We start from the raw sequence: 22,974 nt of genomic DNA, 5'->3' as shown, positions 1-22,974 counted from the left end.
GCAGTTACAACGTTTACACCAGGAAGGGGAAGCCGATGTCTCCCGCAAGGCTATATCTAAAATATATTAAAAATAATATGTTTACCAAAATGCTGCTGTTAATCGCCCTGATTGCGGTAGTTACCATCGTCACCTTATCGTTTCTTATGTATTACTTCTTGTTTCAATCGGCCGTCCGCAGCGAGCTGGACATCCAGCGGAGCGCGGTGGAGCGGGTGGAACGGCACCTGAATCAAAAATACGAGAATGCCCAGTCCTATGTGAACGACTTATACCGCAACAGTTCTTTGGGCATTGACACCTCCTATTTCCTCATGAACTCGTTCAACGAGTATATGGCCAAGCGAATGAATCGGATCGCGGGCGGGGGGCAGTCCAATTCGGACAGCGTAGTCGCTTATTTCAAACAGAGGCTTGACGATGATCCGGATATAGAGAACATCATGCTGTACAGCGCGGAGAAGCAGTATGTCTACGTGTACAAGCAGGGCAGCATGACAAGGCTGTATCAGGCGAATGCCACGCATTCCTACATTCCCGACGTGATGGCGCTCGAAAGCCAGAGCGTCACATTGCCGAATCTATGGATACGCAAGCTGGCCGGAGACGTGACATTGCCGTTGTTCTCGATCCGAAGCCCGATTAATGATATGACCACTTACAAAAATCTGGGACAGCTGCTTATTTTGTATCGAGCGGAAGCGCTGGATGCCGTGCTGAACAACAGCGACGATTCCCTGAAGGGCTCCGTTCTGGTGTTGTCGGGCGACGGCCGCGTGATGTTTGACTCCTCCGGCAAATATTACGGCGAGAAGTATCCGTATGCCGACCAGCTGCTGAATTCCAAGGAAACCGTGACCCTCGATGAGGAATCCTATATTACAACGGCAGCCCATAATCAGGCAGGCTATACGGTGGTGGGCATCACGCCCAAGCGAGAAATCGCGGAATCGTTCCATGGCTTGCAGAGCACCATTATCATTGCGGCCCTGCTATGCATCGTGATTGCGGTGTCCATCCCTTCCCTGATGATCGTCAATTACTCCAGACGGACCGATAACATTATTCGGTTTATGCGCAAGGTCGAGAAGGGAGAGTTCGTGGCCCGGATGCAGGATACCAAGGACGATCAGCTGGGGCAAATCGCAGGCAGCTTCAATGAAATGCTGGATGAGCTTTCCCGTTACATCGATAAGGTGTATAAAGCGGAGATTAACCAGAAGAATGCGGAGCTGTCTGCGCTGCAGGCTAGAATCAACCCGCATTTTTTATACAACACGCTCGAAGTGATTCGAATGAGGGCTCTCTCGCAGGGGGCGCAGGACGTCGGCGATATGATCTACAGCTTGTCGATGCTCTTCAAGAATATCGTTCAGCATAAGTCCCACTACACGCTGAAGGATGAGCTGGAGGCGTGCAGGCTTTATCTGGAGCTGTTTCGCATTCGCTATAAGGACAAGTATATTTACAAAATGCACTGCGACGATCAAATCAAGCATGTGCCGATGATCAAAATGTCGCTGCAGCCGCTGATTGAGAATTATATCGTTCATGGCCTTCGCAGCGATCAGGACGATAACTGGCTGACCGTCAACGCGACGCAGGAGGATGACGAGGTCCATATCGAGATCAAGGACAACGGAAAAGGGATCCCGCCGCAGCGGCTCGAGGAAATCAAATCCCGGCTGGATGTGGCCGAGTCGAGCGGAGAATCGTTTGGTCTGCGTAGCGTGAATGAGCGATTAAAGCTGACATATGGAAGTTCGTACGGAATGGACATCCAGAGCGAGCCGGGTAACGGAACGACGGTGACAGTGAAATTTCCGGTGACAGAGAGGAAGCTGAATAACGATGTATAAGGTATTTATCGTGGACGATGAGCCGTTCATTATAGAGGGATTGGTTGATGTCGTGGATTGGTCGAAGTATGGCATCGAGGTGGTCGGTCATGCGGAGAACGGCCGTCAGGCACTGGAGAAGATGGCGGTCGTTCCGGTCGACATTCTTATAACGGATATATCGATGCCCGTGATGACGGGGCTTGAACTGATCGAGGGCGCACGCAAATTAAACCGTAATCTGAAGGTGATTATCCTAAGCGGTTTCGACGACTTTGCCTATTTGAAGGAAGGCATGCGGCTCGGGATCGAGAATTATCTGCTCAAGCCGATCAACCTCAAGGAACTGGAAGAAACGATTGCAAGCACAACGGATAAAATGAACAAATCCAGAAGGGAAATGAGACTGGACGAGTATGACATCAATATTTTGCGGAGCAACATCCTGTATCGCTGGATCACCGACCGGATCGAGCCGGAGGAGCTGGAGGAGCGGGCGACCCTTCTGGGGTTGAATCTCAATTTGCCCTATGTTATGGCATCTATCCTGAGAGCGGACTTCACGCCGCTGGAGAACTGCCTGTATCAATTAATGGACCAGGAGCCGGGCGTTCTGTATTTCCGGGACAACGACGGCGATCATGTGGTCATCTTCATGATGAAAGACCCGGATACGGAAAAAGCGAGGGCAATCCGCCTGCTGCAGCAGGTGCGGGAGCAGTGCTATGAAGAAGAGCTGAGCATTTCGCTCGGCAGCGTGGAGAGCCTCGGGGGGAATTACAAGGACAGTTATCTCCATGCCAAGGAAGCCCAGGAATACTATCTGGTTCTGGAGCAGCCCTCCTACGTGGATTATGTGGATGTTCAGGCCAAAAAGGGAGAAGCGGCGGAATCCTATTCGGTACAGTGGCCCGATTATGCCAAAGGCATCGCCGGAAGGGACAAGCAGGTGCTGTTCGATCTGATCGACAGCGATTTTGACCGGCTTCGCCACACCCAGGGAATGAACCCGACGACCTTGAAGAGCATCGCGGTCGAAATGGTCATTCGCCTGAAACTGGAGCTGAACGATATCCAGTATACGGCCGCCCCTGATTTCGTGAAAAACACCATTACCGATATTATGGATTCCGTATCGATCGACGATCTCATCAAAGCGGTGAAGGATGGGGTCGGCGGGCTGGTCGATTCGCTCAACAATGACGTGAAGAGCCCTGTCATCCAACAGATTCTGAATCATATCCAGCACCATTACAACGAGGATTTGTCGCTGAAGGTGCTGGGAGCTAACTATCATATCCATCCGGTCTATCTGGGTCATCTATTCCATAAAGAGACGGGAGAAAACTTCACGGAGTACATTAACCGGTACCGGATTGAGCGGGCCAAGGAGCTGCTTCGGAACTCTTCGACAAAAGTGCAGGATATCGCAAAAAATGTCGGTTATTGGGAAACCGGTTATTTCTATAAACAGTTCAAAAAATTCGTCGGCGTATCGCCGAGGGATTTTAGAGGAATGCTCTGATTGATAGAATCAGAGTTTTTTTCTTTATTTTCACCATAATACCTTTAATTTTTCGCCTATGTGAAACTGCTTTCATGGGATAACCTTATATGTGTAGAGACACAAGGATTCAAAAGGGAGGATAAACATGAGTAAATCGAAAAAGAAATGGCTCCTGCCGCTAACGCTTTTATTGTCCGCGTCCATGCTGTTGTCTGCATGCGGAGGCAATAAAGAAGAGAGTGCAGGAAACGGCGGGGGAACTGCCGAGAAACCGGTTGAGCTGATCTGGTACACCATCGGAACACCTCAAAAGGATGTTGACAAGGTTGAGGCAGAAATCAATAAATACACTGCTGAGAAGATTGGTGTAACCGTTGACATGAAAATGATCGACTTCGGGGATTACAACCAGAAGATGCAGGTTATGGCAGCTTCCGGCGAACCGATGGATATCCTGTTCACGAGCTCATGGGCGTTCGATTATGTGCAGAACGCACGTAAAGGCGCATTCATGGAATTGGACGAGCTGATCGAAAGCCATGGAAAAGGCATTAAAGAAGCAATCGATCCGGCGTTCCTGGAAGGTTCCAAGGTTGACGGACACAACTATGCGATTCCGGCCAACAAAGAACTTCCTGCTCAAGAAGCATGGCGCTTTAACAAAACATTGCTCGATAAATACAATCTCGATATTTCGAACGTAAAATCGATGGAAAGCTTGGAGCCGCTGCTTAAAACGATCAAGGAAAACGAACCGAACGTCGTTCCTTTGGCCATCAGCAAAGACTTCGGACCATTGCTTCCATTTGACTACATCATCGAAAAAATGCCAATGGCCGTATACCTGGACGACAAGGAAGAACTGAAAGTCGTGAACTTCCTCGAAATGCCGGAAACGATGGACATGCTTAAGTTGATGAACAAGTACTACAAAGCGGGATACATCTCCCCAGAAGCTGCAACAACAACTTCGACGCAAGATCTGATGACATCCGGCAACTGGTTCACGGACCGTGCGGCTACACAGCCATTCGCGGACAACCTGTGGAGCCAAAGCTACGGCTATCCTGTCGTATCTACTCCTGCCGGTGATGCAAACATCTTTAACTGGTCGGTTATGGGTTCGATGCAAGCGATTTCCGCAAACTCGAAATACCCTGAGAAAGCAATGGAGTTCCTGAACCTGCTGAACACCGACGTATATCTTCGTAACTTGGTTGACTCCGGTATCGAAGGCGTGCACTACAAGAAGCTTAGCGAGAACGTAATGGAAAACTTGCCAGAATCGAAAAACTACGACATGCCTACTTTTGCGCTTGGCAATGTCATGCTGACTTACTTGAATCCTGAAGATCCTGAGAACAAATGGGAAGAGTTCAAGAAGTTTAACGAGTCCGGCCAGCCTGCTCCGCTTCTCGGTTTCAACTTCGATCCAACCAAAGTATCCACAGAACTCGCTGCTGTCAACAACGTAAAAGAAGAGTTCTGGGCGCCGCTGATGACAGGTACCGTCAATCCTGAAGAGTTCCTGCCAAAAGCGAATGAAAAGCTGAAAGCTGCTGGTCTGGATAAGATCATCGCTGAAGCACAAAGCCAAATTGATGCTTGGAAAGCAAGCAAGTAATAACAATGCATGAAGCGGCCTGCCTGCCTTAAGGGGCAGCAGATGCCGCTGCAGCATGAACAAGGACGGGGCGGCGGATGTTCACCGCCCTTCTTTTGTTCATTTCATGCACATCACGAGGAGGGGTAAGCGTGAGAGCAATCGGACAGTTTTTCAAAAATATTATGACGAATAAGGCCATGCTGTTCATGGTTTTGCCGGGGACCCTGTGGTTTCTCTTATTCTCATATTTGCCCATGTTCGGGACCATTATTGCATTTAAGGAATACCGCTTTAGCCGAGACGGGTTCTGGGCAAGTATCGTTAATAGTGAATGGGTAGGATTCCAGAACTTTAAATTCCTGTTCAGTACCAACGATGCTTACATCATTACGCGCAACACCGTTCTTTATAATTTCGTGTTCATCATATTAGGTCTCATTCTATCCGTAGCGCTGGCTATCGTATTGTCTGAAATCGTGAACAAGAAATTGGCGAAAGTCTATCAAACCGGCATGTTTCTGCCGTACTTCCTGTCCTGGGTTATCGTAGGTTACTTCGCATTCAGTTTCCTGAGCATGGACAAAGGGATGCTGAATCAGATTCTGGGCTGGTTCGGCATGGAGCCGGTTCAGTGGTATTCCGAAGCCAAGTATTGGCCGATATTCCTGACGTTGATCAGTTTGTGGAAATCCGTAGGTTATAACAGCGTCGTCTACCTGGCGGCGATCATGGGGATCGACAAATCCTTGTACGAGGCGGCGATGATTGACGGAGCGAACAAATGGCAGCAGATTAAAGCCATCACGCTTCCGATGCTGAAACCGCTGATGACCATTTTGACTCTTCTTGCGATCGGTAAAATCTTCTACGCTGACTTTGGTCTCTTCTATCAAGTGCCAAGGGATTCGGGAACCTTGTATTCCGTAACGAACGTCATTGATACCTATGTATATCGCGGTCTGAAAACAACGGGCGAGATCGGCATGAGTACTGCTGCGGGTCTGTACCAGTCGGTTGTCGGATTTATCCTGGTTATGGTATCCAACTATATCGTTCGTAAATACGACAAGGATAACGCATTGTTCTAATCGATCAATCATCAAGAAGGGGGTATGTGATGTGTTCAAATCGAAAAGCAAGATGAAAGATTTCCATCAGCTTTCATCCGGGTGGAATGTCGTATTCAACCTGATTGCCGGTATTTTCTCGTTCCTGTGTGTATTTCCGTTCCTGTTCGTTATGATCATCTCATTTACAGACGAAGGCTCACTGGCCCGAAACGGATACCAAATCTGGCCGGAGAAATGGAGTCTTGAAGCTTACAAGTACGTATTCCAGACAGGCGACACGCTTCTTCGTTCTTACGGCGTAACGATCTTCGTCACGGTCGTAGGTACGCTGCTCAGTCTGTTTATCATTTCGCTTTATGCTTATGCCATCTCCCGCAAAGGGTTCAGATACCGGAACTTCTTCTCGTTCTTCGCATTTTTCACGATGCTGTTCAACGGGGGCCTGGTGCCGACTTATATCGTAGCAACGCAATTGCTAGGCCTGAAAGATTCCATCTGGGCTTTGATTCTGCCTTTGGCGCTCAATGCCTTCTATATCATGATTCTGCGTACGTTCTACAGCACCAGCGTGCCGGACGCCATCATCGAATCCGGTAAAATCGACGGTGCGAGCGAGTTTAAGATTTTCTACAAGCTGGTATTGCCGCTATCCCTGCCGGGTCTGGCTACCATCGGTTTATTCAGCACACTTGGGTATTGGAACGATTGGTTCAACGCATTGCTCTACATCGACGATCCGAACCTGGTTCCGCTGCAATCCATGCTCATGCGGATCGAAACCAGCATGCAGTTCATCCTGCAGAACTCGCAGAACTCATCCCTTAGCATGGCCGCTCTTCAGAGCATGCCGCAGGATACTTCGCGGATGGCGATGGTCGTTCTGGCAACCGGACCGATTATTCTGGCATATCCGTTCTTCCAGCGCTACTTCATTCAAGGTCTGACCATCGGCGCGGTTAAAGAATAAATTCTTCAAGTACCGGAGGGTATAAGATGACTTATAAAGATCCCCGTAAACCCATTGCGGAAAGAGTGGAACATCTGCTTGGCCTGATGAACCTGGAGGAAAAGGTGGGGCAGTTGATCCAGCCGTTCGGCTGGAAGACCTATGAGGTGAATGAAGGTCAGATTACATTAACGGATTCATTTAAAGAGCAAGTTAAAAATGGCGGCGTCGGATCCCTTTACGGGACCCTTCGCGCCGATCCATGGACCGGTGTAACACTTGAGACCGGTCTTTCTCCGCGTGAAGGAGCGGAAGCCGTCAATCACATCCAGCGGTACGCCGTTGAGCAGTCTCGACTTGGCATTCCGATCCTGATCGGGGAAGAATGCTCGCATGGTCACATGGCCATCGGCGGCACGGTCTTTCCGGTGCCGTTGTCCATCGGGAGCACGTGGAACGTGGATTTATACCGCGACATGTGCCGAGCCGTCGCGCTGGAAACACGCAGCCAGGGCGGCGCGGTCACCTATTCGCCGGTGCTCGACGTCGTGCGCGATCCAAGATGGGGGCGTACCGAGGAATGCTTCGGTGAAGACCCGTACCTGATCAGCGAATATGCGGTCGCATCGGTGGAAGGCCTTCAGGGCGAGTCTCTGGACAGCCCGAGCAGCGTTGCGGCGACCTTGAAGCATTTCGTTGGCTATGGCAGCTCGGAAGGCGGGAGAAATGCCGGACCCGTGCACATGGGCACGCGTGAGCTGATGGAAGTGGACATGCTGCCGTTCAAGAAGGCCGTGGAAGCGGGAGCGGCCTCCATTATGCCCGCCTATAACGAGATTGACGGCGTGCCATGCACCGTCAATACGGAGCTGCTTGACGGCATTCTCCGCAAGGAGTGGGGTTTTGACGGCATGGTAATCACCGACTGCGGCGCCATCGATATGCTGGCCAGCGGCCATGATACCGCCGAAGACGGAATGGATGCCGCTGTGCAGGCCATCCGCGCCGGCATCGATATGGAGATGTCTGGCGAGATGTTCGGCAAGCATCTGCAGAAGGCTGTCGAGTCGAACAAGCTGGAGGTCTCCGTATTGGACGAGGCCGTACGCCGTGTATTGACGTTGAAATTCAAGCTCGGATTGTTCGAGAATCCTTACGTGGATCCCCAGACAGCCGAGAACGTGATCGGCAGCGAGCAGCATGTCGGACTTGCCAGGCAGCTTGCGGCCGAAGGCATCGTTCTCCTTAAGAACGAAGCAAAGGCTCTGCCGTTATCCAAGGAAGGCGGCGTGATTGCCGTCATTGGACCTAATGCCGATCAGGGATACAATCAGCTTGGAGACTACACCTCTCCTCAGCCGCCGGCAGCCGTGACCACCGTGCTTGGCGGAATCCGCGCGAAACTGGGAGAAGATGCGCAGCGCGTATTGTACGCTCCGGGATGCCGCATTAAGGACGACTCCAGGGAGGGCTTTGAATTCGCATTGACTTGTGCGAAACAGGCCGATACCGTGGTTATGGTGCTTGGCGGTTCCAGCGCCCGCGATTTTGGCGAAGGCACGATTGATTTGCGCACAGGGGCCTCGAAGGTCACGGACGATGCTTTAAGCGACATGGATTGCGGCGAAGGCATTGACCGGATGACGCTGCAGCTATCCGGCGTTCAATTGGAATTGGCGCAGGAGATCCATAAGCTTGGCAAGCGGATGATCGTGGTGTACATCAACGGCCGTCCGATCGCGGAGCCGTGGATCGACGAGCATGCCGATGCGATTCTGGAAGCATGGTATCCTGGACAGGAAGGCGGACATGCGGTAGCGGACATTTTGTTCGGGGACGTGAATCCGTCCGGCAAGCTGACCATGTCGATACCGAAGCATGTCGGGCAGCTGCCGGTTTACTATAACGGCAAGCGGTCGCGCGGTAAGCGTTACCTTGAAGAGGATTCCCAGCCGCGTTATCCGTTCGGATACGGGCTTAGCTATACCGAATTCAGTTATTCGGATATTCAAATGACTCCGGAAGTGATCGGAACGGACGGTACGGCGGTTGTTTCCGTGAACGTTACAAATAGCGGTGACTGTGAAGGGTCCGAGGTTGTACAATTATACGTAAGCGATGCCGCCAGCAAATATACGAGACCCGCCCGTGAACTGAAGGGCTTCCAGAAAATTTCCCTGCAGCCCGGAGAGCGGCGCAAGGTGGAATTCACTATCGGTCCGGAACAGCTTCAATATATCGGTCAAGATTACCGGCAGGTGGTTGAACCCGGGCTGTTCCGTGTTATGCTAGGCAGGCATGTGAACGATACGCTTAGTGCAGATCTGACCGTACAGGAGGATTAATCAATGGAACGTATTCGACGCTTTATACGCGAACTGTCGGAGCGGCAGTGGCTCGAATCGACGGAGCTTCGAGATTGGGACATTACCCGGTCCGCTTACATGGTTCCGGGCGTGTACGAAGAGACGGCCCCTTATCCGGAGGGGCAGAACTTCAACAGGTTTCCGAGCACGCAGGGGACAACCTATTTCTTTCGGAGGAATCTTGAGTTACCCCCGCAATGGGCAGATGGAGCGATCGGGCTCGTGTTTCAATCCGGGGGCGAGGGGCTGCTGCGCATTAATGGCGCGTCTTATCAGGGATTGGACCGGAATCATACTTTCGTTACGCTGGATCCGAAGCGGATCGGAATGAACATGGAGTTGGAGATCGAATTGTTCGATCCGATTCCGGAGCCGGTCGACCCGCTGAATCAGCAGGCTGTCATTCAGCCACCGATTACCCGCGTACAAAGTTTGCTTGTCCTCGTAAACGTGCCTGTCCAGAGCCTGATGTACACCGCTACCGTGATCCGGGATTCGCTTATCCTGCTGCCGGATACGGATATGCGGCGCATCCGCATGATGGAGGCGCTGTATCAGGCCATGGATCGCTTCGTAGGCTTGAATGACGCTGCCATTCGGGATGGTGCCGAGGTAACCGCGATTGAGCATGATCTGAAACAGTCGGTCGCAGCCATAGGCGGCCATGCCGAAGGCACCGAGCATATGGTGGGCCAGTCCCATATCGACATCGCCTGGCTGTGGCCCGTTCGGGAAACCGTACGAAAAACAAGCCGCACCTTCTCCACGATGGATGCGCTGATGAACGAATATCCCGAATTCAAGTACGCGCAGAGTCAGCCGCTGCTGTACCAATTCCTGAAGGATCACGATCCCGAGCTGTACGAGAGAGTGAAAGCCAGAATCAAGGAAGGGCGCTGGGAGCTGGTCGGCGGGATGTGGGTCGAACCGGACCTGAACATTCCGAGCGGGGAATCCCTCATGCGTCAAATGCTGTACGGGCAGCGCTTCTATCAAGAAGAGTTCGGCCTGACATCGCAAATCGAATGGCTGCCGGATACGTTCGGATACTGTGCATCCCTGCCTCAAATCTTGAAGCATGGCGGCATTCGTTATTTCATGACAACCAAGCTTGGCTGGAACGATACGAATGTGTTCCCATACGATCTATTCCATTGGGTCGGGATCGATGGAACGCCGATGCTCTCCTATCTGAACCATGGCGTGAACGAGAACACGCTGCCGAAGGACGTTCACGAGCATTGGCAGTCGTACCGTCAAAAGGCCGTTCATCCGGAGCAGATGCTGCTGTATGGACACGGCGACGGCGGCGGAGGCGTAACTCGCGAGATGCTGGAATACATCAACCGGGCCGAGCTGATGGTCGGTCAGCCTGCCAGCAAGTACAGCACGGCTGCCGAGTTTTTTGACGGGATCGACGCGGCTCAGCCGAAACTGCCGAAATGGCGCGGGGATTTATACCTGGAGCTTCATCGCGGCACCTATACGACGCATGCACGAAACAAGCGCCATAACCGGAAAGCGGAAATCCTGTTCCGCGAGGCGGAGCTATGGAACTCGGTGGCTTTCCCGTCGATGGACAACGAGAAGAAGCAGGGCATCGTCAGCGAGCTGCATGACGGCTGGAAGCTGATTTTGCTGAATCAATTCCACGATATTATTCCGGGTTCTGCGATAACGGAATCTTACGTGACCTCCGAGAAGGAATACGCAGAGGTATTCCAAAAAGGAAATCGTAGCCTTGATCTCGGGCTTCAGGTATTGGCGGACCAGGCCGATACAGAAGGGGAAGGCGTTCCGTATGTTATCTTCAACGGACTTGGATGGAGAAGGGACGCCGTCATCTCGCTAGAAGTAGAGCATGGTCTTGCGCCGTACGATTCGGATGGCGCGCCGCTGCCATTCGATGCCTTATCCGGAGAGAACGGCGAAACCTCGCAGCGCTTGAACGTTCATGTTCAAGGCATCCCGGCTTTGGGATACACGACCATCTGGTTGAAGCCTTCGGTAGGAAAAGGAAAGGCAGCGGAGAAGTCTACTACAGTGTTCGCAGATTCTTGGGAAACGGATTTCTATAAGGTCAGCTTTAACGAGCGCGGCGAAATCACGAGCCTGTGGGATAAAGAAGCACATCGGGAAGTAATCAAGCCGGGCGAAGCCGCGAATCGTTTCCACTTCTTCCATGACCGTCCGACGCTGTGGGATGCGTGGGATATCGATACCCGCTACGAGGAGCAATCCGCCGGCGATGCCGAGCTGATCGAGAAGAAGCTGGTGTCTGCGGGCGAAGTCCAGGATGTGCTGCGTTTCCGCTGGCGCATTCATCAGTCGGAGATCACGCAGGATATGATTTTTTATCATCATGACCGACGGATCGACTTCAAGACGTTTGTCAGCTGGAACGAATCGCATAAATTGTTGAAAGTCGGTTTCCCGATCGGCGTCGTTGCCGAGAAGGCCACCTACGAGATTCCGTTCGGAACCATTGAGAGACCGACCCATCGCAATACGAGCTGGGAGCAGGCGCAGTATGAAGTCTGCGGACACCGCTTCGCGGATGTGTCTGAGCATGGATACGGCGTCAGCCTGATCAACGACTGCAAATATGGATATGACGTTCAGGACAGCACGATCCGGCTGTCGCTGCTGCGCGCGCCGAAATGGCCGGATGTCACGGCGGATTTGGGAGAGCATGAGTTCACGTATTCCCTCTATCCGCATAACGGAGACTGGAGAAGCGCCGGAATCGTCCGCAAAGCAGCCGAGCTTAATCATGATCTGCCATGGGTGAGAACAGGTTCGAAGAAGGGTTCGCAGCCTGCCGTGCATTCGTTTATTCCGTTCGAGAGTGATCACGTTATCCTGGATACCGTTAAGCCGGCAGAAGACGGCACGGGGTACGTCCTTCGGATGTATGAGTCCGCGGGCGGCCGGGATGCGGCAACTGTGAGCTGGCCTTATCCTTGCGAAAGGGTCCATCTATCCAACGCCTTGGAAGAAGAACTCGAACAACTGGATATCGCGGAAGGAAGGTTAACCCTTCAATTCCTGCCGTACGAGATCAAAACCATCAAATTGACCACACAACATACTTAGTCAAAGGAGCCAGAACAAATCATGGAACAATTCAGACTCCCCAAAATACCAATGCCGGAGCTAGAGCTGCCGCAATCCATTCAGGCGGTTTTGCAAGAGGCCGAAGAAAAGCTGGCGCACCGTCCCAAGCTGCTTCAGCTGTTCAAGAACACGTTCCCGAACACGCTGGAAACGACTACCAAATTGATGGAGGATGGCACGACGTTTGTGATCACCGGCGATATTCCGGCCATGTGGCTGCGCGATTCGGTAGAGCAAGTGATCCATTACATTCCGTTTGCCAAGAACGATCCGCAGCTTCAGCGGATTTTAAGCGGATTGATCAAACGCCATTTTCAATATATTCATATCGATCCTTATGCCAATGCCTTCAATGAATCGGCCAACGACTGGCACTGGAACACGACCGACGAAACGGACATGTCGCCATGGGTATGGGAGCGCAAATTCGAAATCGATTCGCTGTGCTTCTCCGTTCGCCTAGCCTACCTGTACTGGAAGGAAACCGGCCTGACGGATGTGTTCGACGCCAACTTTAAGTCGGCTATGATCAAAATCATCGAGCTGTTTAAAACCGAACAGCACCATTTCGAGAAATCGCCTTACCGTTTCACGCGGGATAACGGAATTCCAACCGACTCCCTGCGCAACAACGGTCTCGGCATGCCTGTGAATTATACGGGCATGATCTGGTCGGGCTTCCGTTCAAGCGACGATGCCTGTGATTTCCACTACAACATTCCGGGGAACATGTTTGCCGTTGTGGCCCTTCGTCAAATGCAGGAATTCGCGGAATGGGTGTTCCGTGACATGAAGCTGCTGGATGAACTGAAACGACTTGAAGCCGACGTGGATCACGGAATTCAGCTGTACGGCATCTATCGTCATCCGGAGTTCGGTCCGATCTACGCCTATGAAACGGACGGTTACGGAAATTACTGCCTGATGGATGATGCGGGCACTCCAGGATTGATGTCCATTCCTTATCTGGGATATTGCTCAGCAGACGATCCTATCTACCAGAACACCAGACGGTTCGCGCTCAGCAAAGAAAATCCTTTCTACTACGAGGGGACCGTTGCCAAAGGCATCGGCAGTCCGCACACGCCGCCGGATTATATCTGGCATATGGCCTTGTCGATGCAGGGGATTACGGCGCAGACGGCAGAAGAGAAGCTGGAGATGATTGCGCTGCTGGAAGCGACCGATGCCGATACCGGCTTCATGCATGAAGGGTTCCATGCCGACGATCCGAAAGTCTTCACCAGATCGTGGTTTGCCTGGTCCAACAGCCTGTTCTCGCAATTGGTGTATCAGGCGATGAAAGCAGGGATTCTATGAGCGGGCGCTTGATTGTATTCTATGATCCGTCCTTTCCGGCAGCAGAAGCTGCCGGTTTGCCGGCTAGCGCCGCGGCTCTGAATGCATTCGATGCGGTGTGCGGCGCCGAGGACCTCGCTGAAGCGCTGGCATCGTCAGGCGGACAAGGTGCAAGCTTTGTCAATTTGCACGCGCCTTATTTTCCGAAATCCGCCTGGAGAGCGATTCTGGACTTTCTGAGAAACGGCGGCGGCTTGGTCAGCGTTGGCGGCGCACCCTTCAAGCGTCCTGTCCGCAAAGAGGACGGCGCTTGGGTGGTGGAGCACGAACAGACGGCGTATCACCAGCAGCTTCATATTCATGAGGTGCTGCCTGTGGACAGCGGGCGTGTCGATCATTTGATTGCAAGCGACGTTATACCGCTGATGGAGGGCAGCCGGGAACGGTTAACCGTCAGCGATACGTGGAATTTGGTTCCGCATGTCACCAAGAGCAGTGATCTGCCTCATCAAATGGGATCGGCCGGGCCGATGGATACCCGGATTTACCCGCTCCTTAAGGGAAGCACGGCGAACGGGAGAGAGGTCGCCGCTCCGGTTGTTTTATGGGAAAATGTCGGCGGACCTTTCTTGGGCGGACGCTGGCTGTTTGTGAATCAGCCACTCACCGCTTCCTTCTGGGAACAGGATGGAGGAGCAGAGGTGCGCCGCTGGGCGGCATTCTGCGCGAAGGGGATTACCGAGCTGTGGATCAAGCCGAATTATGCGACCTACGAGTCCGGCGAGCGCGCGATTCTGACCCTGCAGGCCCAAAGGCTTGGCCGGAACCTGCCGGTCCATGAGCTGCAGAGCTGGACGTTCCGCATCTCTGTCAAGCGCGACGGGGATGAATCTTCCGAATGGAATCATACCGTTACCGTCGACGTGACCGGGCAATTTCATGTACAGCGCATCCCGGTTGCGCTCGATATCAAGCCGGGAGCTTATCGCGTGGTGTGCGAAGCCGAAGCGCCGGACGGAGAAATCCGCAGGCTGAGACAAGGCTTCTGGGGAGCCGATCCGCAGCTGCTGCAGGCAGGCTCGCCCGTAACCTGCAACCGGGATTACTTCATCAAGGACGGCCGTCCCATGCCGGTTGTCGGCATGACGTACATGACGTCCGATGTCGCGCGTAAATTCCTGTTCCTTCCGAATACGGATGTATGGGATCGTGATATGGCGCAAATGCGGGGTGCCGGCATCAACTGGATCCGCACCGGCATTTGGACCGCTTATCGCAATATTATGCAGGTGGACGGGCATGCATCCGAGGAGGTTATGCGTTCGATTGACGCCTTCCTGTTAACGGCGAAGAAGCATGATCTGCAGGTAACGTTTACCTTCTTCTCCTTCACGCCGGAGACATGGGAAGGCCAGAATCCTTACCTCGATCCGCGAAGCGTGGAAGCGCAGAAGCGGTTCATACGTTCCATCGTGACAAGGCACAAAGACACGAAAAATGTGGACTGGGACCTGATCAATGAGCCTTCCATGTTCGATCCGCCGCAAATTTTCTCGGACGGTCCGCGTTCGGCGAAGGATTCGTTCGAGCGGCAGGCTTATGTCGATTGGCTGAAAAAGCGTCACGGCTCGATTGAGCGTTTACAGGAACGCTGGAACATGACGGCCGATCAGCTGCCGGGTTTTGACTCCGTGGTACCTCCGGAGCCTCAAGCCATAAATTTTGACGTTCAAGACATGCACCAGGGGAAAAAGGGCGGGCAATGGCTCGATTATGTATTGTTCTCCATGGATATGCATAACCGCTGGGCCAAGGAATTATATGAAGATATCAAAGCGGTGTGCCCGGATCATATGGTGACCGTCGGACAAGACGAGGCGCTTGGCGCACAGCGTCCATCCCCGTTCTTTTATGCCGAAGCCGTGGACTATACGACGGTTCACTCCTGGTGGTTCAACGACTATTTGATCTGGGACGGCATCTTTGCCAAAACCCCGGATAAACCGAACCTGATTCAGGAAACGGGCATTATGTACGTGGAAACACCGGACGGCCGGGCGAAGCGGAGCGAAGCCGAGCTTCGGAACCTGCTGGAGCGCAAGTATGCTTACGCTTTCTCTACCGGTGGCGCAGGAGCCATTCATTGGATCTGGAACACGAACTTCTACATGGATAATGCCAATGAATCGCATATCGGAGCTGTCCGCGCCGATGGCACGGAGAAACCGGAAGCGGACGTATCCTATGATTTCGGCGCCTTCATGGAAGGCATCCGGGATTTGTTTGCAGGCCGGAAGCTTGAAGAGACCGCGGTCATCTTCCCTTATTCCAACGATTTCTCCAACCGGAAGCTTGCGTTTGAAGCGACGACGAAGGCGACGCGCGCGCTTGCTTACGAGCTGAACGTGCCGTTCCGTGCCGTTGGGGAGTATGATTTAAGCTCGCTGCGCAGCAATCCGGCGAAATTCATCATTCTGCCGAGCGCCCACAATGTGGATGACCAGGCGTTTGCCGAATTGATAACGATCGTGGAGGAAACGGGAGCCACGCTGCTCCTGACCGGTCCGATCGGTCTGGATGCTTACTGGCATCCGGTTGATCGCATGACCGCAGAGCTGGGCGAGCGCAAGCTGGCAAATGTGCGCCGGGAAGAAAGCTTGCGCCTAGGGGATCGTGCATGGCCCGTTTCATATGGGCACCGCAAGATTGCCGAGCTGAGCAAGGAAATTCCGGCAGGCAGCGTGGCTAAACCGGCAGACGCAGCCGGCGACTCGATCGTGGACGTGAAGCTTGGGGCAGGACGTCTGCTCTGGAGCCCGCTTCCGGTAGAACTGAACGACCGGATCGACGCCATTTCGGCTTTGTACCGGCATGCATTGGAGCTTTCCGCAGCCGACACGGGGCTGATCTGGAATCAAGGCGGAGAACATTCGGGCGTATACGGACGCAAAGTAACGTTTGAAGAAGGAGCGCTCTTCGTCTTCGGCTCAGAGCAATCGTGGGATGCGAACGTCGAGGTGAAGGATCCTTCAACCGGCCTTACCTATTCATTCGTGCTTGAGGCGGATCGCTCGGTCTTGTTCGCAGTGGATGCGAGCGGCGACCTGTTATCGGTGTACCGTCCGGATGAAGTCGAAATCACCGTATCGAAAGGCTAACATAAGGGGGACTAAGTAGAGATGGACCAATCCAGAAAGGCACATATCATTTCTCATACTCACTGGGACCGCGAGTGGTATTTGCCGTACGAAAAGCACCATGTGCGGTTAATCGAGCTGATGGACAGCTTGCTTGAGACGATGGAAAAGGACTCGGAATACCGCAGCTTTTTCCTTGATGGCCAGACGATTATTATCGAAGATTATTTACAGGTAAGACCTGAGAAAAAAGAACAGCTGGAGAAGCTGATCACGGACGGCCGCATCATCATCGGTCCTTGGTACATCCTGCAGGATGCTTACCTGACGAGCAGCGAGGCCAACGTGAGAAATATGCAGATCGGGCACCAGGATGCGAAGCGGTACGGCACGGTTGCCAAAATCGGTTATTTCCCGGATACGTTTGGACTTACGGGCCAAATCCCGCAGCTGATGCTCCAGTCCGGCATCGATAACGCCTTCTTCGGGCGGGGCGTGAAGCCGACGGGCTTTAACAATACCGTCTCCGACAGCGGCTATGAATCTTCGTTCTCCGAGCTGATGTGGGAAGGTCCGGACGGCTCCAAGGTGCTGGGCATCCTGTTTGCCAACTGGTACAGCAACGGCAACGAAGTTCCCGTGGATGAAGCCGAGGCGAAGGCGTTCTGGGACCGCAAGCTGGCGGATGCCGAGAAGTACGCTTCCACGCCTGAGCTGCTGTACATGAACGGTTGCGACCATCAGCCGATTCAGACTGATCTTCCGGAAGGCATTCGTACAGCGACGAAGCTGTATCCGGATACGGAGTTTATCCACTCCAATTTCGACGATTACTTGAAAGCCGTCCGCGAGAAGCTGCCGCAGGATCTTTCCTCCGTCAAAGGAGAGCTCCGCAGCCAGCGCACCGATGGATGGGGAACGCTCGTGAACACCGCTTCGGCGCGCGTATACCTGAAGCAGATGAACCAGCGCGGCCAGACTCTGCTGGAAAAAGTGGCCGAGCCGCTGGCATCCTACGCCAGCCTGCTTGGCAAGGAGTATCCGCATCATCTGTTCACCTATGCGTGGAAGACGCTGATGCAGAATCATCCGCATGACAGCATCTGCGGCTGCAGCGTGGACGAAGTTCACCGCGAGATGGTCACCCGCTTCGAGAAAAGCGCCCACGTGGCGGAAAATATCGTGGACGACAGCGTGCGCGTCATCGCGGATGCGGTGGACACGAGCGGATTCGAGCAATGGGGCACCGATCCGCTGCCGCTGGTCGTATTCAATACGAGCGGATGGGAACGCAGCGGTACGGTCAGCATCGAGCTGGACGCGAAACGCCTCTATTTCCGGGAAGGCTATTCGCTTGAGGAAACCAGCCGCCGGATGAAGGAAGTCGACTTGTCCGGCCGCGTGCTGGTTAACGCTGAAGGTCAGGCCGTGCATTGCACCGTAGAGGACCTCGGACTTCAGTTCGGGTACGATCTGCCGGACGACCGTTTCCGCCAGCCGTATATGTGCCGCCGCGTGAAACTGACTTTCGAGGCAAGCGACATTCCTGCCATGGGCTTGACTGCCTATGCATGGGTGAAGAGCGAAGTGAAGCCTGCCGAGACGGGATCCCTGATCAGCCAGTCGAGCGTGTTGGAAAATGACCTGATCAAGGTCGAAATCCAAGCGGACGGTTCCTTCTCCCTGACGGATAAAAAGAACGGACAAGTATACCGCGATCTGGGCGTTTATGAAAATACCGGAGACATCGGTAACGAATATATGTACAAACAGCCGGACGGCGAAGTTCCATTGACAACCAAAGGACTGACCGCCGAAATTACGGTTCTGGAAGACACGCCTTACCGGGCATCCGTTGAAATCGTTCATAACTGGTCCATACCGGCTATGGCGGACAGCAAGCTGGATGAAGAGCAGCATGAGCTTGTGTATTATCCGAACCGCAAAGCGCAAAGATCAAGCGAGATGGTGCCGATGCGCATACGTACCGTGGTCAGCTTGAACCGCAGCGGCAAAGGCGTGGAGATCGAAGCCACGTTGGATAATCAGGCGAAGGATCATCGGGTGCGTGCTTTGTTCCCGACCGATTTGGAGGCATCTTCCCATTACGTGGATTCCATGTTCGAAGTGGCGAAACGGGACAATGAACCGGCTGCCGAATGGGAGAACCCGAGCTACACGGCTCATCAACAGGCTTTCGTGGACGTTACGGCGGCTGCGGCAGGACTGACGGTGGCCAACCAGGGCTTAAACGAGTACGAAGTCCTGCGGGACGGTCGGAATACGATTGCCGTTACGCTGCTTCGCTCCGTAGGCGAGCTCGGCGATTGGGGTTACTTCCCGACGCCTGAAGCCCAGTGCATCGGCGTTCATACGGTACGTATGGAGGTCATTCCGCATCAGGGCAACGGCATCGCTTCCGGCGCTTATGCTGAGGCTTACCAGTTCCAGATTCCATGGACGGCTGCCCAGACCGGCGTTCATAACGGGCAGGTGGCTTCCACCTCTCAGCCGCTGGCATGGACCCGCGATGAGCTCGCATTCTCTTCCCTGAAAGTGAATCCGAACACAGGGGACTTGATGCTGCGCTGGTTCAATATGGCAGGCACAGATGCTGAGCTTGCGTTGACATCTTCCTTGCCGTCCCAGGGCGTGTATAAGAGCAATATTCTGGAGGAAGAGGGAGCGGTTCAAAGCTTTGACAATCACGGAAGCTTTACGCTGCCGGTGAAACCTTATGAGATCTTGACGCTGGGCGTTAAAGTTTCAGCCGAGTAAGTTTCGATCAAATATACGCCGGGCATGGTGATCCATCCCGGCTAGCAAAAGCCCGATTCCGAAATGACAGGGATCGGGCTTTGCTGTCTTGCAATGTGATAGGCATCATCTCAAAAACAGAATGGAGGTATGGAGATGAAGATTTATTTTGATAACCTGCCGGAGAAGCTGCTTGAAGGGGTTGGCGAGCTCTCGGACATATTGGATATCCGCATTACGGAGGGAGAGGGCCTAAAGATTCGAGTCATTCAGGCTCCAGGACCGATCCAGGCGTCATTAAAGGATGGGCAGGGGATGATCCGATACCAGGAGAAGATTCATTTTTTTCGTGCTTTAGGGGTGTTTCTGGAGCAGGCGAGGGAGCGTGACCGGTTCGAGCTGACCGAGGAGCCCAGGTTTGGCTTCAACGGCACGATGCTTGACGTTTCGCGCAATGGCGTGCTTAAGGTTCAGGTGATCAAGCAGTTTATCCGCTATATGGCTTTGATGGGGCTGAACGGGCTGATGATGTATACCGAGGATACGTACGAGATGAAAGAGCAGCCGTATTTCGGTTATATGCGCGGCCGGTACACGGCTTCGGAAATGAAGGAATGCGACGATTACGCGGACCTGTTCGGCATCGAGATGATCCCCTGCATCCAGACTTTGGGGCATCTGCAGCAAGCGCTGAAATGGGGCTATGCCGCAGATTTGAAGGATCATGCGGATATTTTGCTTGCAGGCGAGCCGAAGACGTATGCTTTCATCGAACAGATGATCACCGCCGCATCCGGGATGTTCCGTTCCAAGCGGATTCACATCGGGATGGACGAGGCGTTTCAGGTCGGCCTTGGCAAGTATTTAAAATTGAACGGCGTCCAGGACCGGTTTCAGATTATGAATGACCATGTCAGCCGGGTGCTTGCCATTACCGAGCGCCTCGGACTCCGGCCGATGATCTGGAGCGACATGTATTTTAATTTGCTGGCCAACGATTATCAAGGTTCGCTGTACAATCTGGATGCGGATTTTTCCGACGATAATATGAGCCGCATTCCCCAAGGCGTCCAATTCGTGTATTGGGATTACGGACGTAGGGATGAACAGGGGTATGAGCGGCTGTATGAGAAGCATATGAAGCTGGGCTCCAAGCCGATTTTTGCCGGCGGCATTCATATGTGGAACAGCATCAGCCCGAACAACGGCAAGACCTGGATGACCAGCCATCCTGCCCTGCGCGCCGCCAAAACGAAAGGGATCCGCGAAGTCATCGCCACCGCCTGGGGGGATAACGGAAACGAAACCAATCACCTGGTCATCCTGGCGGGCCTCCAGCTGTTTGGCGAGCATGGGTACGGAGACGATATCAGCGACGAGCTTCTGGCAAGAAGGCTTGCGGCTTGCACGGGCATCGATTTGTTCGGATCGCTGAACGCGCTGAAATATATGGATGAGGTTCCCGGCGTGTCCGATGGAAATCACTGGATGGCCAATCCTTCGAAGTATTTGTTGTGGCAGGATCCTTTGCTGGGGCTGCTGGACAAGCATGTGGAGGGGGAAGCGGATTCCGTGCTGCCTGGACATTACGCCGAGCTGGAGCAGAGATGGCGGGAATGCAAGGAACAGTACCCGGCACCGTTTAACCGCCTGTTTGATTTTTATGAAAAATTGGCCTCGGTCCTCGTTATCAAGAGCAACCTGGGCCTTACGTTGAAAAGGCTTTACGACACACGAAACAAAGACCGTCTTGCTGAGTTTGCTTCCGCAGCGGATTCCCCGTTAAACGACCTGAAGCGGCGCATCGAGGCATTGCGTTTATCGCACAGGGGACTATGGATGAGCACGTATAAGCCATTTGGCTGGGAGGTGCTGGATCTCCGCTACGGCGGGCTGCTCGCGCGAATCTCCTCTACGCGGGACCGCCTTGCGGATTATGTGGAAGGCGTAGTCGACGAAATCGAGGAGTTGGAAGCCGACCGGATGCTTTTCGATCAGAATGGTCTAACCGACAGACCGCTGGAGGTTAATGTAACCTATCAGGCGGCCGTGACGGCGTCCTGCTTCATCTAATGAAAAAGCTGCTCTGCCAAGGTCACTGTAGACGCTTGGAGGGCAGCCTTTTTTCTAAGGGGCTTGGTTATGGCTTCTCCCCTTGTGTTTGTTCTTTCTCGTAGGCAATCAGCGTGATCTCTTTGCCGGTCAGCTCGGCAATTTTGGTTTCGGCGTCTTCAATTGCCTTCAACGTGCCTTCATTTCCATTGAGCGCAGCGATTTTGTATTCATCCGAATGGATATCCATGGTGAACTCCCCCCTTGGCTGGTTAATTCATGTTATATAATGATAAGGTATCCTTTACAATACAGTTACATACCTGGGGGTGGGATTCATGATTCAATTTGAAGGACTGCACCATGTGAGCTTGGCGGTGCGCGACTTGGAGAAGGCGAAGTTTTTTTACTCGGACGTTCTCAAGTTTCGGGAGCTGCCGCGCCCGCCGTTTGATTCGAAAGGGGTATGGTATGCCGTCGGGGACCAGCAGCTCCATCTGCTGGAGCATCCCGTCAGCGATACGCTGCGGGAGCGGGGCATCGATACAACGGACGGACATTTCTCGGTATGGGTGAAGAGCTACCGGGAAACCAAGGAATGGCTGGACCGGATGAACGTCGAGTATGTAGCCAAACCCGACAGCGTTGCAGGCTTCGCCCAGATATTCGTGCTCGATCCGGACCGCAACATTATTGAATTCGGAGCCGAGTACGGCTCGTAAAACGTTAAACCTAAAAAGCCAAACACTTGTGCAGTGTTTGGCTTTTTCATGGTCGCCCCTTATTTTTGGATGAGGACGGGGGTGTTCATTTTTACCTTGTCGTAGAGCCATCGCACGTCCTTGTTGTGCATCCGGATACAACCCGCGGATACGTACTTTCCGATCGAATTCGCGTTGTTGTTGCCGTGGATGGCATAAGCGTAACTGGTTCGGCCGTTCACTTTCACATTAATTCCGAGCCAGCGGTCCCCAAGCGGGTTGCGGGGGTCTCCTCCCTTGATGCCTTCCTTGTAGTACGGTCTGTTCTTCACTTTTTCGTGGATTTTGAACAGTCCCTCCGGCGTATAGGAGGGTTTTTTGCCGGTGGCCACGGGGAAAGTTTTTATGACCTTGCCTTTTTCGTAATACGTCAGCTTGTTGGTGGATTTGTCAATGACGATAAACTGTGCGTACTTGGTGTACTTACTGTCCAGCTTCTGTCCTCCTGCCGCACCTTGGGTAACGGAGGGGAGAAAGAATACGAGCAGTAAGGCGAAGACCAGTATGCGGCCGATGCC

General features: G+C 53.2%; 14 protein-coding genes. 12 read left to right on the top strand and 2 right to left on the bottom strand.

Annotated features, from left to right (window positions below):
• Positions 1 to 35 precede the first annotated feature (35 nt).
• The 11 genes from RB297_RS17205 to RB297_RS17155 all read left to right on the top strand — a co-directional run bounded on the left by RB297_RS17205 (position 36) and on the right by RB297_RS17155 (position 21,716).
• On the top strand, positions 36 to 1,859 hold the full coding sequence (locus RB297_RS17205; RefSeq protein WP_375121016.1) for a sensor histidine kinase: 1,824 nt from the start codon (positions 36 to 38) through the stop codon (positions 1,857 to 1,859).
• Positions 1,852 to 3,363: a response regulator transcription factor gene (locus RB297_RS17200; RefSeq protein ID WP_192569196.1), complete on the top strand. Its 1,512-nt coding sequence runs from the start codon at positions 1,852 to 1,854 to the stop codon at positions 3,361 to 3,363. Before RB297_RS17205 ends, RB297_RS17200 begins: the two co-directional genes overlap by 8 nt.
• 127 nt (positions 3,364 to 3,490) lie before the next feature.
• A complete protein-coding gene (locus RB297_RS17195; protein ID WP_015734274.1) occupies positions 3,491 to 4,969 on the top strand; it encodes an ABC transporter substrate-binding protein in 1,479 nt (492 codons plus the stop codon).
• Between the two features lie 140 nt (positions 4,970 to 5,109).
• A complete protein-coding gene (locus RB297_RS17190; protein WP_175320733.1) occupies positions 5,110 to 6,039 on the top strand; it encodes an ABC transporter permease in 930 nt (309 codons plus the stop codon).
• A gap of 52 nt (positions 6,040 to 6,091) precedes the next feature.
• Positions 6,092 to 6,988 carry a carbohydrate ABC transporter permease gene (locus RB297_RS17185; RefSeq protein ID WP_036666173.1) on the top strand — a complete coding sequence of 299 codons (897 nt, stop codon included), beginning with the start codon at positions 6,092 to 6,094 and terminating at the stop codon, positions 6,986 to 6,988.
• A 26-nt stretch (positions 6,989 to 7,014) separates the two neighbouring features.
• Positions 7,015 to 9,312 carry a glycoside hydrolase family 3 N-terminal domain-containing protein gene (locus RB297_RS17180; protein ID WP_277748401.1) on the top strand — a complete coding sequence of 766 codons (2,298 nt, stop codon included), beginning with the start codon at positions 7,015 to 7,017 and terminating at the stop codon, positions 9,310 to 9,312.
• A gap of 3 nt (positions 9,313 to 9,315) precedes the next feature.
• On the top strand, positions 9,316 to 12,429 hold the full coding sequence (locus RB297_RS17175; RefSeq protein WP_375121015.1) for an alpha-mannosidase: 3,114 nt from the start codon (positions 9,316 to 9,318) through the stop codon (positions 12,427 to 12,429).
• 21 nt (positions 12,430 to 12,450) lie between these two features.
• Positions 12,451 to 13,770, top strand: coding sequence for a glycoside hydrolase family 125 protein (locus tag RB297_RS17170; protein WP_015734277.1), 1,320 nt, complete (start codon positions 12,451 to 12,453; stop codon positions 13,768 to 13,770).
• Positions 13,767 to 16,907, top strand: coding sequence for a beta-galactosidase (locus RB297_RS17165; RefSeq protein WP_375121014.1), 3,141 nt, complete (start codon positions 13,767 to 13,769; stop codon positions 16,905 to 16,907). The genes RB297_RS17170 and RB297_RS17165 overlap by 4 nt, the downstream gene beginning before the upstream one ends.
• A 21-nt stretch (positions 16,908 to 16,928) precedes the next feature.
• Positions 16,929 to 19,664 (top strand): alpha-mannosidase, encoded by a 2,736-nt coding sequence (locus tag RB297_RS17160; RefSeq protein WP_375121013.1) that lies wholly within the window; start codon positions 16,929 to 16,931, stop codon positions 19,662 to 19,664.
• Between the two features lie 135 nt (positions 19,665 to 19,799).
• On the top strand, positions 19,800 to 21,716 hold the full coding sequence (locus tag RB297_RS17155; RefSeq protein WP_375121012.1) for a beta-N-acetylhexosaminidase: 1,917 nt from the start codon (positions 19,800 to 19,802) through the stop codon (positions 21,714 to 21,716).
• Positions 21,717 to 21,783: 67 nt separating this feature from the next.
• Here RB297_RS17155 and RB297_RS17150 read toward each other — a convergent pair whose 3' ends face one another.
• Positions 21,784 to 21,945 (bottom strand): hypothetical protein, encoded by a 162-nt coding sequence (locus RB297_RS17150; protein ID WP_015734281.1) that lies wholly within the window; start codon positions 21,943 to 21,945, stop codon positions 21,784 to 21,786.
• Between the two features lie 88 nt (positions 21,946 to 22,033).
• On the opposite strand from RB297_RS17150, the gene RB297_RS17145 reads away from it, so the two are divergent.
• On the top strand, positions 22,034 to 22,417 hold the full coding sequence (locus tag RB297_RS17145) for a VOC family protein (RefSeq protein WP_096773105.1): 384 nt from the start codon (positions 22,034 to 22,036) through the stop codon (positions 22,415 to 22,417).
• A 59-nt stretch (positions 22,418 to 22,476) separates the two neighbouring features.
• Here the strand turns inward: RB297_RS17145 and RB297_RS17140 are convergent, their stop codons facing one another.
• Positions 22,477 to 22,851, bottom strand: coding sequence for a L,D-transpeptidase (locus RB297_RS17140; RefSeq protein ID WP_255250458.1), 375 nt, complete (start codon positions 22,849 to 22,851; stop codon positions 22,477 to 22,479).
• Positions 22,852 to 22,974: the final 123 nt, after the last annotated feature.

This window comes from Paenibacillus sp. CR_12 (assembly GCF_041953985.1).
In the GTDB taxonomy this organism is placed as follows: domain Bacteria; phylum Bacillota; class Bacilli; order Paenibacillales; family Paenibacillaceae; genus Paenibacillus_AQ; species Paenibacillus_AQ lautus_A.
Note: the sequence above shows the minus strand (reverse complement) of the source record. Positions and strands in the feature narration are given on the sequence as shown.